The organism is Haloarcula sp. MBLA0138, from assembly GCF_055632455.1.
This window is the reverse complement of sequence record NZ_CM145746.1, coordinates 324,242-340,121: the sequence shown is the minus strand read 5'-3', so window position 1 is coordinate 340,121 and position 15,880 is coordinate 324,242. Positions and strand designations below refer to the sequence as shown.

Sequence of the window (15,880 nt, the reverse complement as noted above, 5' to 3'; positions counted from 1 at the left end):
ATGGACGGGGATATCGACGAGCGGACGTACGACCTGCTGCGACTCATCCGGCGCAACGAGCCCATCGGGTCGATACGGCTCGTGGAGCTCATGCAGCGACACGGCTACGATATCCAAGGGCGGACCATCCGACTCGCGCTGTCCGAGACCGACGAACAGGGGCTGACCGAGAAGGTCCCCGGGAAGGGGCGGCGGCTGACCGAGGCCGGGAAGTCGACGCTCGAAACCGGGCACGTGAACGCGCGCCGCAAGCGGATTCGCGCCCGCATCGCGACGCTGACCAGCCGCGTGACCTACGACCCGCTGGAGGACACCGGGGAGCTGGTCGTGGCCGCGGCGTACCTCGACGAGTCGGTCCTCGGGCGGGCGCTCTCGGCGCTCGCCGGCCTCGAAGAGACGCCGCTTGGCCCCTGTCCGGTCGCGGTCTCGGAGGCCGACGTGACCGAGCCGGCGGACTACCGGCTGGCCCTCCCGTCCTCGCTCACCCTCGACGGCGTGCTCCTCTCGGGGGGTATCAGCACGCGGTTGGTCACGGGCGGCATCGCCGAGTACTACCCCGACCCGGAGCCCGGGGCCGTCTTCACCGAGTCCGGAGCGGCTGCGGGCGGGGGTATCAGGCGCTACATCGACGTCATCAACGGCGAGGGGGCGACCGTCGACATCGTGACGCTGCTGTTGGAGGCCGGCCGGACCGACGTGGTGGCCGCCCTCGCCGGCGAGTCGGCCCGCCTCATCATCGACAACCGCGAGTTCCCGCTGACTCGCTACGAAGAGGGGCGGGACTTCGCCGTCGAGACTCGGGGGTCGCTGGGCGGCGTCGTCGACCTCCGCCGCCCCCGCGAGGACGGCCCGTTCCCCGGTGACGCGCCCGACTGGGAGTTCTGCTCGCTCACGTACAGCGCCGTCGGGGAGATCGGTCTCGGGCTGTTGACCGAACGGGGCTTCACGGACGAGTGGACGACGCTGTACGGAACGCTCCGGCGAAACGAGTTCGAGTCCGCGGGCGTCGCGGCGACGGAGTTCTGACGGCGCGGGGCCGTCACGCGCCGACGACGATGCCGACGACGATGACGACGAAGAACGCGCCCCAGATACCCAGCGACTGCTTGGTGAGACGCGGGTCTTCGAGCGGGAAGTCGGTGCCACTGGCCGTCCCCTCGTCGGCGAACCCCTGTCTGACGAACCAGTAGATGACCACCGCGCCGAACGCGAACTCGGCGAGCCAGAACAGGACCAGCATGCCGACGAACATCGACTCGCTCATCATCGGTCGTCACCCCCATCGGCGACGACCGCTTCGCCGGCGACGCTATCGAAGTCGAAGTCGTCCGGACTCGCCAAACTGACGACAGCGGTCAGCGCCGTCGCAACGGCGTGGCCGACGAGCATGACCTCCCACAGCTTCAGCGCCGGGAGCCCCGGGACGGCGTACACTTGGAACGCGACCACGAGCAGCAGCGCCGTGACCACCTGACTGAGCATGACGCCCGAGATGAACCCGGCGGTACTCGTCCGGGACCAGAACAGCGAGAGCGCGAACGGCCCGACGAGCGCGGTCGAGCCGATGCCGCCCATGAGGAGCAACTGGATGAAGGTAACGCCGCTCTGGAGCGCGAGTTCCGTCGCGAGCAGGATGACGACGGCGAAGACGAGGCTGGCGACGCGGGCGACCCGCAGTTGGCTCGCGTCGTCGGCGCTGGGTCGGTACTGTCGGAAGTAGATGTCCCGCGAGACCAGACTGGCGATGGCCGTCAGGTACGAGTCCGTCGACGACCCGAGCACCATCAGCGCGACCAGCAGGAAGACGATGGCCGCCCACCCGGGAAGCAGTGCGAGCGCCTCCGTCGCGATGGCCCCCGGTGCCACGTCGGGGAGCGCCGCCAGCCCGACGAAGCCGATGAGCCCGTACATCGCGATGGTGGAGAACACGCCGATGCCGCCGACCGTGAGGAACCTGGAGGTCTTGTCCCGCCGGACCGCGAAGATGCGCTGCCACGTCGACAGGCTGACCACGCCCCACACACCGAGGCCGAAGGCGTACGGGAGGAAGAAGTCCTCTATCGGCGCGAAGTTCGCCATGCTGAGGAACGCGCCCGCGCGGTCACCGAGGTTCGCGGCCATGTCCTGATAGACGACCGCGGGACCGCCGACCTCGAAGACCAACAGCGGCGCGAACACGAGCGTCAGCGCGATGGCGCTGATGAACTGGATGAAGTCCGTCGTCATCGAGCCCCACAACCCGCCCAGCAGGATGTAGACGCCGATGACCGCCATCAGCAGCGCCATCACGATGGTCGGGTCGATGCCCGCCAGCCCGCCGATGACCGTCCCGCCGACGTACAGTTGGATGACCCCGCCAAGCACCATCGTGTACAGCACGACGAAGATGACCGCGAGGTGGGCCCGCTTGTCGAACCGCTTGATGAAGTACTCGCTGTAGGTCAACCCCTGCGGGAACAGTTCGCGCATCCGCAACGCGAAGGGTATCACGACGAACGACGACAGGACGGCCGGCGCGGCGTACATCCAGATGCCGGCGACGCCGACGAAGCCGACGTACTGTGGGACGCCGAGGATGTCGCCCGCCCACATCCACGTCACCGCGAAACTCGCCGTTGTCAGCCCGACCTGTGCCCGGCCGCCGGCCGTGATGAACTCCTTCGTGTCGTTGACGCTCTGTCGCCTGAAGATGAAGTACGCGATACCGATCATCAGCGCCGCCCAGACGCCGATGAGCCCGTACCCGCCGGCGGAGCTAACCATGACACCCACTCCCGACCGACGAGGGATGCGTCGTGTTACCGAAACTGCTGGAAACTGTTTGCCACATCAACTGCACAATTTGTATGGTCCCACTAAAATATGGGGGGTCGTGACATACCTTAGCTATTTGTGCGAACGTCCGGAAGCGTAGGCCATGACCTCCAGAGATTTGACGCAAACCGTCGAAACCGGGATGCCAGTCTTCCCAGACGACCCGTCGGTGGAACTCGAACGCCACGCCGATATGGCGGAAGACGGTTACCGGGTAACTGCGCTCGGGTGCGGGAGTCACACGGGGACACACGTCGACGCACCGAGCCACACCGAACCCGACGGCGCGACCCTCGACGCGTTCCCCGTCGAGCGGTTCGAACTCGACGCCGTCGTGGCGGACTGTCGCGGCCTCGACCCGCGGTCCCCCATCGGACCCGAGGACTTGCCCGCCACCGACGCGGACGCGGTCGTGGTGCGGACCGGTTGGGACAGCCACTGGGGCGACGAGGCGTATCTCGACCACCCGTATCTGACCGCCGCCGCGGCCGACTTCTGCGTCGAACAGGGCTACGACCTCGCCGTCGACGCGCTGAACCCCGACCCGACGCCGACCGCCCGCGCCGGCGGCGACGAACCCGAGGGGCTCCCCGTCCACCACGCCCTCCTCGGCGCGGAGCGACTGATTTTCGAGAACCTGACCGGGCTGGACGCGGTGCCCGACCGCTTCCGGCTGTGTGCCTACCCGATGAAACTGGCCGCCGGCGACGGTGCGCCGGTGCGTGCCGTCGCCCGGTGGGAGTGAGCGGTCGGTGTCGGCTCCGCGTCAGTCTCCGCCATCCGCGTCGTCGGCGTCCCACGTCAGCGTGAGGCGGTAGTCCGTCCGTACGTCGGTGTCGCCGTCGACGGCGAGGGTCACCGGTTCGTCCAGCGTGCGCGCGAAGACGCTGGCGAGGACGGAGCCGACGGGGTGGTCGAAGCGGTCGACGCGCCCGAGCGCGCTGTCGGCGACGGCGACGGTGACGCGCCCGCCCGTCGGGTCCACGTCCGGCGTGGCCGTCTCGACGAGTTCGAACTGCTCGACGACGGCGTCGGTCGCCTGCGCCGCGAGCGTCGCGGGGTCGTCGGCCGGGTCGCCGGTAACCGCCCGCTCGAACTCGTCTGCCAGCCCGTCGCCGGTGGGCGCGAGCGAGACGCCCCGCGTCCCCGCGTCGGTGGTGACGACGAAGACGTCCGCCAGCGCGTCGGCGTCGGGCACGTCGTACTCCTCGTGTTGGGGGACGAACAGCCTGACCCCGGACTCAGTCGGGACGTACACGCGCGTCTCGCGCAGGCCCAACTCGGCGACCACGTCGGCCTCGTTGCGCGCGAGCGCCGCGTACACCGTCTCGCCGAGCGAGGCCGGCAGGAACCGCTCGGGCGCGAGGTAGAAGGTCAACAGGCCGAGGAACGCGCCCGTGCCGGCGAGCGCGAACAGGACCGTCCGGGCGTCCGGGAAGAGGACGCCGCCGACGGCGGCGACGACGCCCAACCCCGCGAGCGAGAACGCCGTCCGTCGGTAGCGGCTCCGTCTCGCGCGGGCGTACTCCTCGCGGAGCCGCCGGTTCTCCTCGGAGAGGAGTTCGAGCCGGGTCCGGAGCTCCTCGGGGTCGGCCTCGTCGAGCGCGTCCGCGCCGTCGTCCCCGGACGCGTTGGGGTCGGCGCTCGGGTCCGCCTCCGTGGCCGGGCCGTCGGTCACCGCGCCGGGACCGCCGCTACTCATCGGCGGTCACCAACCCGAGCGCGACCAGTTCGTAGCGGTGTAGCCCGTAGCCCAGCAGCGCCAGCGCGGCGACGCTCCCGAGCGAGACGACCAGTAGGTCCGCGCCGAGGGCGAGGGCGGCCCACACCGGGACCACGGCGAGGGCGTAGGCGGCGGCCGTGACCGGCAGGGACCGAGCGATGCCGTCGCCGAGCGCGGTGAGCGCGAGCACGAGAGCGAGGGCAGCGGCCTCGACGGCGAGTGCCGTCCGCAGTGGCGGGGCCGCGGGCAGGACGGCCAGCGCGCCGACGTGGACGGCGGCGACCGCACCCACCGCGAGGACGGGCGGGGTGAGACCGGCGACCACGCCGGTCTCTGTCGTCGGTGCCATCGTTCGATGTGGTGTCGGTCTGGGTGTTACGTCTTTGGGTTCGGTGCCGGGACGCCATCACAGACCGACCCCGAGATACCGACGCGCCCACCTTCACCGGGCCGTCGAGAGGACAGCGTCGAGCCGGTCGCCGGGGCCGACTTCGAAGACGGTGACACGGTCCAGCGCCGCCAGTTCCTTCCGGTACTCCTCGAAGTCGACGTAGCGCTCGTAGGCACGGTCGAGGTCGGCCAAGCCGCCGGGTTCGAACAGGGCGTCGGGCGCGAGGAAGACGACGACGTGGTCGCCGTCGCGCTGGGCCAACTTGACCGTCTCCCGCAGCGCCGTCCGGTCGCGGTCGTCGGTGAACACGAGCGTCCACGACGTGCCCCCCAGCCGCGCGAGGCGGGTCTCGACGGTCTTGAACAGCGGGTCGCCCTCGATGCGCTGGACGTACCCCCCGGTCTCGCGGAAGAATGGAACGAGCGTCCGGCCGAACTCGGCGTCCGCGGCCGCGAGCGCGTTACTCGCGCGGCTGGCGTCCCCGGGGCCCCGCGCCGTCGGCCGGCGCTCGACGCTGTCGCCCGCGCTCCCGGCTCGCAGGTCGTACAGCGCGTCCTGTATCGTCCGGTAGCGGCCGGCGTCCATCGACGGCTCGAACCCCGCCGTCAGTCCCGCGTCGTCGACGGCGTAGAGCCCTATCGGGTCGCCGAAGTCGTTGGCTTGGGCGGCGAAGGCCAGCGCCACCTCCCGCAGGTAGTCGAGTTTCGTCTCGCCGGGCGCGCCCTCGCCGAAGCGCTCGCGGTGGTCGACCAGCAGGACCGTCTGCCGGTCGGTCTCGACCTCGTGTTCCCGGACGTATGGCTCGCCCAGTCGCGCCGTCGCCTTCCAGTCGATGTCGTCGGCCGAGTCGCCGGCGACGTACTGCCGGAGTTCGGCCGGGTCCAGCCCCTCGCCGAGTTCGCCCGTGGCGTGCTCGCCGAAGGTGGCGACGGCCTGCTCGCCGCCCTGCCCGACGTGGAGCGTGCTGGCGCGGCGCGGTTCGACCGTCACGCTCGGTTCGGGCCCGCGCCGGAACCGCTCGGCGAACAGCCCGTAGCGGTCGGTGACCGCGACCGTCGGCGGGTCGAACGCCGACGTGCCGACGACGGGCCACGCGACGTCGAAGGTGGTCGCGGCGGGGTCGGCGTCGGTGAGTTCGACGCGGCGCTGTGCGGTCGCCGGCCCGTCAGCGCTCGCGGGGACGGCGGCCGTCACGGTGACGGCGAGCGGCGTCTCGACGGCGGCCGCCCGGAGCGTCACCGGCACCGCCTCGTCCTCGCGGACGTACTGCTGTGGGACCGACAGGTCGACGGTGAGGCCCGCGTCGAGACGCCGAACCTGCCGGAAAAAGACGTACTGTCGGGCGAGCAGGACCGCGCCGACGCCGACCGCGCCGGCGAGCAGGAGCGGGCGCTCGAACAGGGGCGCAAGCAGGGCGAGGGCGAGCGCGGCCGCCGCGAGCGCCCGGAACCGCCGCGTCACTCGCATCGCTTCGGGAGACGGGGATGGCGCAGTTGAAGGTAGCGGTCTGCGTTCGGCGAACGGAAGAGCGTATATACCGCCACGACCCAACCACGTCGCGTGACAAGCGACACCGACCGCGGGCGGCTGGCCGTCCTCGCGCTCGTGGGCGCGACGGTCCTCGTGTTGGTCGCCGGGACGGTCGTCGGTGCCGTCGCGCCCGGGGCCGCGGTCGGGAGCGTCGCCGACGACGGCACACACACCGACCCCGCGACCGTCTCGGACCAGTCGGACCTGAGCGCGGTCGAGCGCCGCATGGCCGACAGGCTGGCCGAGCGCGCCCGGAGCGGGTCGCTCAACATCAGCCGCGAGCAGGCCCAGCAGGCCCGCGAGTCGCTCAACGGCTCGCAGTACGAGGCGCTGCTGGACCGCTACGCCGAGGTCGCCGAGGACACCGGACAGGTCGAGAAGGCCCGCGCGTTCCGACAGGTGCGTGCGGACCAAGTCGCCCTCGCCGACGCCATCAGCCAGTATTGGCGGGCCTACGAGTGGTACCGCGGGCTCGAAAACGGGTCGATAACGTACCAGCAGCGCCTCCGGATGGCGACCTCGCCCGCCGGACTGCCGGTCGAGGAACTCGGGACCGCGCGACGGCTGGAGCGGACGTGGACCCGCATCGACGAGCGCCACGCCGCCTTGGTGGCCTCACAGCGCCGACTGGCGAACGCGACCGAGAGCAACGCCACGGTGGCGCTGGCCGAGGTCAACGCCTCCGTCGCCGCGGTCAACGAGACCCAACAGGGAGTCCGGGCCGAGCAGTTCACCGCGACGCGCCTGTCCGTGACGAGCGACGGCCCGGCGGCGTCGTTCACCGACCCGCTGGTCGTCGACGGGCGACTGGCGACCGCCGACGGGCGGCCGCTCGCGGACCGTGCGGTCCGGTTCGGCGTCGGGAACCAGACGCTCCGGACGCGGACCGACGGCGACGGCCGGTTCACGCTCCGGTACCGGCCGGCGACGATTCCCGCCAACGCCAGCGAGGTGACGGTTCGGTACCGTCCCGACAACGACTCGCGGTACCTCTCGTCGGCCCGAACCGTCCCCGTCGAAATCGAGCGCGTCCAGCCCTCGGTGTCCGTCGACGCGACGACGCCGGTCGCGTACAACGAGACCCTCTCGGTGTCGGGCCGCGTCGGCGGGCAGGCCGGCGTGGGGAACGCCTCGTATCTGGTGTTCGTCGACGGCCAGCCGCTGGCCCGCAACGCGACCGACGCCGACGGCCGGTACCGCACGACCGTCTCACTGCCGGCGTCGGTCGCCGACGGGGACCGGACCGTCCGGGTGGTCATCCCCCTCGACGGTCGGGCGCTCCTGTCAGTCAACGCGACGACGCCGGTGACGGTGACCGAGACCGCGACGACGCTGTCGGGCGCTGCTACCGCCGCCGGCGACCGGACGATTCGCGTCAGCGGGGCGCTGGTCACCGCCGACGGCGCGGCGGTCCGGGACCAGCAGGTGACGGTCACCGCCAACGGGACGACGCTGGGCACCGTGTCGACGGGCCCCGACGGCGGGTTCGAGGGGACGCTCTCGCTGCCCGCCGGCGTCGGCACCGCCGGCCCGTTCCAGACGACGCTGTCGGTGGACGTCGGGTTCGGCTACCGCGGCGAGGCGACGAATCTGCGGGCAGCCACGGCGAGCGATGGGGTACGGTTCAGCACCGTCCCGCTGGGGCTGTGGGCCGGCGGCGGACTCGCGGTCCTGTTGCTCGCCGCCGGCCTCGTGGTCGGCGGCCGTCGGGTGTTGTCGACGCGTGGTGGGGCGTCCGTGGGTGGTTCCCCGGAAGTCGAAAGCCCCTCGCTGGAGGAGCGTACCGACGGTGTCGCCTCGGAGGCGCTGCTCGAGACCGCCCGTGAGGCGCTCGCGGACGGCCAGCGCGAGCGAGCGGCGAGACTGGGCTACGCGGCGCTGCGCCAACGGCTCGCAGCGCGCGTGGGACAGACCGCCGGAGCGACGCCGTGGGAGTTCTACGACCGCTGTCGGGCACACGCCGACGGTGACGAGTCGGCGATGCGGGCGCTCCGGCAGGCGACGGAACTGTACGAGCGGGCCCGGTTCGCGTCGGCGTCGGGTGCGGTCTCGTCGGACGACGTTCGGGGGATTCTCGAGTCGGCCGAGCGGTTCGCGGAGGTCGAGTGACTGCGACCAATGAAGGTCTACAGCGTTTTCGTCGAGCGTTGACCCGCCGTGAGCGTAGGGTGTTCATTTGAGTGGAACGACATGCCGAACAACCAGAAAGAGCGGGCCGTTTATATAACATGGGCCAGTACTGGAGAGAAGCCGTTCGATGGCTCGTGCGTGAGTAGTCCGATCCAGAACCTATCGCTATGATCCCATCTGACCGTCCGATTACGTTCGTTCTCAATTCGTTTCAGGTTGGAGGTATCGAACGCGTCAGTATCAATCTCGTGGCCGAGTTAGCTGACAGAGGGTATGATGTGGAGCTTCTGGTCGCGGACGAACAAGGACCACTACGGAGCGATGTGCCGTCGGCAGTCACAATTATTGCACGTGAGGAGGACAGTTCGTCAAGCAGCGAACTGTCACGGTTGCCCCAATTAGTCAGCTATCTCCGGGATAACCGTCCGTATGCAGTAGTCTCGACTAACTCACATATCAACCTCCTGTGTGTCTTGGCTCGGACAATAGCCCGGACCGATACGAGAGTCGTGCTCAGAGAGAACGGATTGGCACCGACAGCACCAGTCGGATCAAGCAAGTACTTGAAAGAGCGTACGACGCAGATAATCGCTTCAGTAGCGTACAGAGCAGCGGATCGTGTCATCCCTGTTTCAAAGGGAGTCGGTCGTGAGTTGTCCGAGAAGATGCGTCTCCCCAGCGAGCAAATCAATCAGATATACAATCCAATCGTGACTGATCGGGTTCGGCAGAACGCGAGTATCACTGTCACCCACGACTGGTTCACTGACCCAGACACCGAGGTCATACTTGGAGTGGGGCGGTTAGCACCAGCAAAAGACTTTCCGACGTTGGTAGAAGCGTTTGCGACTATCCGCGAAAAGCGAAACACTCGCTTAGTTATCCTCGGAGAAGGACCCGACCGCGAACAGATACAATCGCTGGCAGACGACCTCGGCGTCGAGAACGACATCTGGCTGCCGGGATTCGTAGATAATCCACACCGATATATGGCGAACGCATCGGTGTTCGTACTCTCATCGGTAACGGAGGGATTGCCAACCGTCCTCATCGAAGCGATGGCCTGTGGCTGTCCAGTCGTCGCAACGGACTGCCCACACGGGCCCGCGGAGATTCTCTGCGAGGGACAGTACGGTCCACTTATCAAGCCGGGACACCCCGACGAACTTGCCGTCGCCATCTCTAAGACCCTCGACAAACCGGTAGAGACGGAAGCTCTACTTGAGCGTGCCGAGGACTTCACCCCCGAAGCGGTCGTTGACGACTACGAGCGTCTATTGGCGGCGCTTGCTTGAGTGGCACCGTGGTATTGGCTCCACAGAGATGCGGCAAGACACGTGATACGACGAGCCGGTGATTAGGAACCGGCGAAAGAATGTACCTCATCAACCAGTTCGACACCGTTCAGCAGTTCGACCTAGTCATATTCGACGTCTGAATATCTATCTCCGCCTGAGAGGTGATAACCGACCTTTCGCCGTACTCGATATCCTGCGTAATCATGGTGCACACGATGTTTTCGTACCCGTCAGTCTGGGAGTCGACGAAATAAACATGATACCTGTCTCTCTGTAGGTTCGAGCCGTCGACACCCTGTCTGTAGACTACCGCCGCGAGCCGGTAAGAACTACTGTTGAGGTACTGTGCGGTCGGGTACGACTTGTCTTCGAGCATCCCGGGCCGACCAGCCACGAGCAACTGAATCACGTTCGGGTCGTATTCCTCTAAGTACGACTCACGGAGGCCGTTGTGTGCGATATGTTCACTATTTAACCCCCACTCGTCGACGACGGTCCAGTCAGAGTAGTAAGCGAGCGCGCCGGACTCCGTGACAAACATGCTGTAGTCGTTTTGTTCGATCGACCCGAGTGCCTGTCCCATGACGACCCGGTCACCCGGTGGACGCTTCGAGATGCTAGATTTAGCCGTCGCGTGTGTAAAGAGGGGGTACGCGACGAGACTAGAGATAAGAAGAATCGACACTACAAGACGGATCGAGAAGCTCGTGGGAGAGGGCAGTGATACCTGCCAGTCAGTCTGTTCGATAACGATGAGGGTAGACAGTATTAGCGTCGCAAACACGGGGGTTTGAAACCGCCACAGGAACCCCTGCAGCGGGTTGATGAACACCCATACCATCAAGAAAGCGGCTACGGCGAGCGCTACAGGTGATATGTCGAGCGGACCCTGACGATTATCGGTGCTCATCCGACAAAACAGTGCGAGGAAGAGAAGTGGACCCGAGACAAGGACGACAAATTCGAACAGCCTAGCGGTCCCGTATATCGATATGAGGTCGTTTCCAGTCTTCACGTAGAACGGGTTCGGAAAGAAATAACCGAAGTACGTTATTCGACCGAGCATGTACGCGATACTCGGGATGAATGTCAGCACCACACCCCACTGAACCAAGCTGAACAAGTCAGAGAGTCGATCTTGGGTGTATAACCGAACCAAGAGACTGGCCTCTAGTACTATCGCGAAGACGACTAAATCGGGACGCGAAAGCATCGCAAGGAGAAGTGAGACGTTGAGTCCGACGGCCCACATTCGGCGGTACTGTCGTAAGATCTCCAAGGTGCAGATAGAACTAATTAGCACCAATAGCATCGCTGTAGAGGTCTCCATACCTTGAACACTCAAAACAGCGATTCCGGGACTAACGGCCAGCTGTGCACATCCAATTAGCAAAATCCACTTACGGTGGCTGTGTGACCTTAGATAGAGATAGAGGATGCCAAAAGACAGGATAGTCGCGACTATGCCGACTACTTTTACAAAACGAACGCTCGAGAGCCCAAGTAAACGGGGGAGTGCTCCGACTATGACCCACAGAAAAGAAGTGTATCCCTCTACCGGGTCAGTTCCGATATTCCAGACGAGTCCCGATCCCTCAGCGAGACGTTTCGAATATCGGAGTGTTATGAAGGCGTCATCAAGTGTAAACCAGAAGTAATTTTTCGATAGATCAAGGAACACAAGTGTTAGAACAGATAGAATAGCGATATCGTACCGGTCAACCTCTCGCCGTATGTTCATAGAAGTGGGAGTTTATTGTGGCAATAAAATAGTTTGCCTTCTGAGATCGACGGTGTTTAGTTAAGCGTGAAAAGTGAGGCGGGCGAATTTCTTGGTGCTCTATGCCAGAAATCGTCCGCCTCAGCGGTAGTAGCGACTGGATAGATTTGGACTTTGTGGAGCGCGAGCGGACACCCGAGCGAGCGATGAAGCTCGGTATTCAGATGCACGTGGCTGGACTATCACTTTCGAATACAATCTCAGTACCTCACAAAGCTCGCAAGTTGAAGGAGTCCGCTTGCTGAGTTGTGTCCAAGCAAGCAAAGCAAGCGGACAGTGAAATCCACGAAGACCAACTTCTTAACTTCCTCGTCAACCGGCTTGACGAGGAAGTTTCTCTCACCCTGGCGAATAACGCTGAAATCGATCCCGAGGACATCTACGAGGTCCTCGTCGGCGCGACCGCCGACGGGACCTCGATCTCCACGCTGTGCAACTCCAGTGAAGACTCGCCATCGGCGAACACGATCCTCTACCACCTGCGGACGAAGTTCGAGCCGGAACGGCTCGAACGAGTCGCTAACACACTCCTTCGGCAGGATGTCGTCGAACTGCTCCCCGAGCAGGTGGAGGTCTGCGCAGACCTCCACCTGCGGCCCTACTACGGTGACGAAGCCGACACAGACGGCCTCTACCACTCGGAAGCGAAGCGGGGAACCACCGCGTTCCACGCGTACGCGACACTCTACGCGCGTGTGAAGAACAAACGCTACACGCTGGCGGTGCGCCGTCTCGAAGACGGCGACACCGCCAGCAGCGTCCTCGCTGAGTTCCTCGGTGTGCTTGACGGCCTTGACACCGAGGTCAAGGCCGTCTACCTCGATCGCGGATTCTACGACAGCAAGTGTCTCACGCTGCTTCAGGCGCATAACTACGCCTACGTGGTCCCGATCATCCGGTGGGGTGAGGCGATTCAGCAGGAACTCTCGGAAGGCTGGAGCCGCGTCATTCAACACGACCTGACAGGGAAACTCGACGGTCATAGCTGGACCGTCGAGTTTCCCGTCTACATCGACTGTACGTACCTGAATGGACGGTATGACGAGAACGGCGTGGCGCGTCACGGCTACGCCGCTGACGCGCCGTTCATCGAGACTCCACGCGACGCTCGATACCACTACTCGAAACGCTTCGGTATCGAGTCGAGCTATCGCTTGTCCGAGCAAGCGATAGCGACGACAACGACACGAGACGCAACGGTGAGACTGATGTACGTCGTGGTGAGTCTGCTGTTGCAGAACGTCTGGCGGTATCTCCACTACGAATACGTGGCGACGCCCCGCCGAGGTGGGCGTCGCCTCTGGTGGTGGCCGTACAAGGAGTTCGTGAATATGGTTCGCCGGGCCGCGTGGACGGCCCTCGCGGTGCGTCGGACCGTCCCCGCAAACCGGCCACCTGACGACCGGTTTCATCGGTAGTCACTTACCAGGATCGCCGCCTTGTGAGTGGCTACGCTGTCGCGTCGGCGGCTGACCGCCGCCGACAGCGACAGCTCCGTCTCCGAGTAGTGTTGTTCAACCGCTATCGACGACTCATCACGACAGAACAGGTGACTTAGGTCAGGCTAACTGGTGATGCTTTGTGAGGTACTGAAGCTCGGTATTCAGATGCACGTGGCTGGACTATCACTTTCGAATACAATCTCTGTTCTTGGTAAGTTGGGTGTCAAACGGTCTCGAAAGGCCGTCCACGATTGGGTACAGAAGGCTGATTTACAGCCAGACGGCGATGAAGCTCCGAATCAGGTCGCGCTTGACGAGAGCGTGATTCGCATCAATGATCAGCAATACTGGCTGTACGCCGCTATCGATCCTGCCACAAACAAATTTCTCCATATACGGCTTTTTGCCACGTACACAACTGCTTTGACGGAAATCTTTCTCGGAGAACTTCGTGAGAAACACGATGTCGACGACGCCGTGTTTCTTGTCGATGATGCGGACTGGCTCAAAACAGCCCTGCAACGACACGGCCTCGATTTCAGATACGAACTCCATGGAAATCGGAATACTGTCGAACGTGTTTTTCGAGAAGTAAAACGACGGACATCCTCTTTTTCAAACTGTTTTAGTCACGTTGACCCAGAGACAGCTGAAACATGGTTGCGAACCTTCGCCGTCTGGCACAATGCTGCTAACTAAACACTACCCTGAGATCCATTCTTGAAACGCATGTCAGGTGACCGGACCCGACTTGGGAGTAAGACAATGAAATAAATTGAACTGGGAAGTCACGAACCAGATTGTACTCGTGACAATCGCTACAGACAGTCAAATTGGGAAGTATGTCGGGTTATCGTTCTCTGGTAGTCGGTATCGACACCTACGCAACGCAAGTACGACCTTCTGTCGGGCCAGTCCGGTGGGGTTAATAATATGCGTGTAGTAGGATAGTTCTAAATGGAGTTATGAGCGTCCGGACACCGTCACTACATGAACTCGTCGTATGCCACCGGACGCCGATAGGACAGAAGTTGCTCTTGGCCGGGGCATACCTCGGACTTTCTGTGCTCATCGTCTCGTTTTCCATAACGCCGACGCGAGGATACCAACCCGGCTTCGTTTGGTCGATACCACAGTCTTCCCTGTATGCGATACTTGGACTCCTTGCCTTCAGCGCTGTTGTCACCGTGTATACAGACGGAAAAGTCAGATATCTGTCGGGCCTGCTTCTTGGGCTGCTCGTCGCAGTTGTTGCGGGATTACCGCTTCTCAGGTCGTATTTCTACGTTGGCGCGAGCGATGGGCTATCTCACTTAGGGTACGCGAGAGCCCTCTTGCAGGGAGGACTGAGGTACGCGTCGCCGAGTTATCCATATCCGGGAATGCATGCCATCTCAGTCTTTCTCACGCAACTTACTGGTTTTCCACTCAGGCGTGCGCAACTGCTCACTGTCTTCTTCATCACGGTTCTGTACGTGTTGTCGATGGCGTTGCTCCTGAAACAATTGTTGAGGTCGTCACAGGCGTTTCCGATTGCGGTAGTCTCTGCCGGCCTTGTGCTGCCCGTTAACCACTTTGGGACACACCTCTTTCCACACGCCTCCAGCGTTGCCGTCCTGTTCTCTCCGTTCGTGTTGTGGCTGGCGTTCAAGTTGTTCGACACGCGGGCCAGCGCTCTGAAAATCGCTGTAGGACTGGTCCTCGTCGCATCGCTCCTGTTTCACCCACGGCAGTTCACTACTCTCACCGCGTTCCTGTTGACGGCGACAATCGTACTCGCGTGGCGGTCTCGACGACCGATCTACTTGACGACGCTCTTTCCCGTGGCCGCATTCTTCCTTTGGTCGGCAAACAAAGTAGCGTTCCAAGGACGTCTCATCGGTGTTCTCTATAATCTGGTGTACGTTATAGAGCAGTTAGTGTTCCAAGGCATATCAAGTGCTTCCTCTGCCAGTGCCAGTGGCGGGAACAGGGGAGCGGCGACGGTCGTGAATCTGTTTCTACGCGAATTCTCGACAGACTTCATGTTCGTGATCTTCGGTGGACTGCTGATTGTGGTGTATCTCCTTTCGAGAAGTGACCGGCTTCCCGACGCTGAGACGTTCGGGATAGATATAGGGCTAGACGCTCGACGGTTCGATCCGGTCGTGATCGGCTTCTTCGTGGTGGTAGGGTACTTCGTCCTGTGGGTAGCCATCGGGAAAGTGTGGTTCCGATTCCAAGGGGCAGTGATGGTGTTTACTACAATACTCGGCGCTGTTGCCCTCGACCGAATCGTCGACTGCACGCGGCCAAATATCGGTCGACCGTCGTTGAGCGGTATCGTCGTCGTCTTACTCCTCGTATCGGCACTGAGTTTCCACCCTTCGCCGTATATCTACAAGGACTCGCAGCATGTGACAGAATCGTCGTACCAAGGGTACGAGACTGTGTTCAAACACGTAAACGGCGACACGGAGTTCACTGGGGTCCGAAACAGAGTCTATAGGTACCAACACGCGATTTATGGGAAATTTAGCAGCGACCAAAAGGTCAACAACGAGGTCCCGACTGTCCCGCAGCATTTCGCTAATCAAAGTCTACAGAACGATTCGGACGGATCGAGACTGGTGCCAGTGTCGGAGGCAGACCGGTACCGACTCACCGAGATCGGGAACGGTTACTGGCTGTCAGACGATGACTTCGAGTACCTACATAGAGAGCACAGCCAAGTGTACTCGAACGGTGGCTTCAACGTGTACTACGTATAGCTGTGATAGGCACGGTCTAGTT

12 protein-coding genes and 2 pseudogenes are annotated in these 15,880 nt (G+C 63.4%); 8 read left to right on the top strand and 6 right to left on the bottom strand.

Annotated features, from left to right (window positions below; translation table 11 throughout):
- The gene (locus tag ACV7JO_RS01730) at positions 1-1,026 is read left to right on the top strand and encodes an NrpR regulatory domain-containing protein (RefSeq protein ID WP_470354617.1); all 1,026 of its coding nucleotides are present in this window, start codon (positions 1-3) and stop codon (positions 1,024-1,026) included.
- Positions 1,027-1,039: 13 nt separating this feature from the next.
- Here the strand turns inward: ACV7JO_RS01730 and ACV7JO_RS01725 are convergent, their stop codons facing one another.
- Positions 1,040-1,267: a hypothetical protein gene (locus ACV7JO_RS01725; RefSeq protein WP_470354616.1), complete on the bottom strand. Its 228-nt coding sequence runs from the start codon at positions 1,265-1,267 to the stop codon at positions 1,040-1,042.
- Positions 1,264-2,763 (bottom strand): sodium:solute symporter family transporter, encoded by a 1,500-nt coding sequence (locus ACV7JO_RS01720; protein ID WP_470354615.1) that lies wholly within the window; start codon positions 2,761-2,763, stop codon positions 1,264-1,266. The genes ACV7JO_RS01725 and ACV7JO_RS01720 overlap by 4 nt, the downstream gene beginning before the upstream one ends.
- A gap of 154 nt (positions 2,764-2,917) precedes the next feature.
- Here ACV7JO_RS01720 and ACV7JO_RS01715 point away from each other — a divergent pair, with 154 nt between their 5' ends.
- Positions 2,918-3,559, top strand: coding sequence for a cyclase family protein (locus tag ACV7JO_RS01715; RefSeq protein WP_470354614.1), 642 nt, complete (start codon positions 2,918-2,920; stop codon positions 3,557-3,559).
- Positions 3,560-3,580: 21 nt separating this feature from the next.
- Here ACV7JO_RS01715 and ACV7JO_RS01710 read toward each other — a convergent pair whose 3' ends face one another.
- The 3 genes from ACV7JO_RS01710 to ACV7JO_RS01700 form a co-directional block, all read right to left on the bottom strand.
- The gene (locus ACV7JO_RS01710; protein WP_470354613.1) at positions 3,581-4,516 is read right to left on the bottom strand and encodes a DUF7982 domain-containing protein; all 936 of its coding nucleotides are present in this window, start codon (positions 4,514-4,516) and stop codon (positions 3,581-3,583) included.
- On the bottom strand, positions 4,509-4,886 hold the full coding sequence (locus tag ACV7JO_RS01705) for a DUF8163 family membrane protein (RefSeq protein ID WP_470354612.1): 378 nt from the start codon (positions 4,884-4,886) through the stop codon (positions 4,509-4,511). Before ACV7JO_RS01705 ends, ACV7JO_RS01710 begins: the two co-directional genes overlap by 8 nt.
- Before the next feature lie 93 nt (positions 4,887-4,979).
- Positions 4,980-6,395, bottom strand: coding sequence for a DUF58 domain-containing protein (locus ACV7JO_RS01700; RefSeq protein WP_470354611.1), 1,416 nt, complete (start codon positions 6,393-6,395; stop codon positions 4,980-4,982).
- A 93-nt stretch (positions 6,396-6,488) separates the two neighbouring features.
- On the opposite strand from ACV7JO_RS01700, the gene ACV7JO_RS01695 reads away from it, so the two are divergent.
- A complete protein-coding gene (locus ACV7JO_RS01695; protein WP_470354610.1) occupies positions 6,489-8,567 on the top strand; it encodes a hypothetical protein in 2,079 nt (692 codons plus the stop codon).
- A gap of 188 nt (positions 8,568-8,755) precedes the next feature.
- A complete protein-coding gene (locus ACV7JO_RS01690; protein ID WP_470354609.1) occupies positions 8,756-9,883 on the top strand; it encodes a glycosyltransferase in 1,128 nt (375 codons plus the stop codon).
- A 109-nt stretch (positions 9,884-9,992) separates the two neighbouring features.
- On the opposite strand, the gene ACV7JO_RS01685 is transcribed toward ACV7JO_RS01690, so the two are convergent.
- A complete protein-coding gene (locus tag ACV7JO_RS01685) occupies positions 9,993-11,627 on the bottom strand; it encodes a hypothetical protein (RefSeq protein ID WP_470354608.1) in 1,635 nt (544 codons plus the stop codon).
- Positions 11,628-11,728: 101 nt separating this feature from the next.
- On the opposite strand from ACV7JO_RS01685, the pseudogene ACV7JO_RS01680 reads away from it, so the two are divergent.
- The 4 genes and pseudogenes from ACV7JO_RS01680 to ACV7JO_RS01665 all read left to right on the top strand — a co-directional run.
- Positions 11,729-11,872, top strand: a pseudogene (locus ACV7JO_RS01680) (IS6 family transposase); the annotation flags it as partial.
- Positions 11,873-11,914: 42 nt separating this feature from the next.
- Positions 11,915-13,084, top strand: a complete 1,170-nt coding sequence (locus tag ACV7JO_RS01675; protein ID WP_470353625.1) for an ISH3 family transposase — start codon at positions 11,915-11,917, stop codon at positions 13,082-13,084.
- Positions 13,085-13,252: 168 nt separating this feature from the next.
- Positions 13,253-13,807: pseudogene (locus ACV7JO_RS01670) on the top strand (IS6 family transposase); the annotation flags it as partial.
- A gap of 266 nt (positions 13,808-14,073) precedes the next feature.
- On the top strand, positions 14,074-15,858 hold the full coding sequence (locus tag ACV7JO_RS01665) for a hypothetical protein (protein WP_470354607.1): 1,785 nt from the start codon (positions 14,074-14,076) through the stop codon (positions 15,856-15,858).
- The last annotated feature ends 22 nt before the right edge of the window (positions 15,859-15,880 follow it).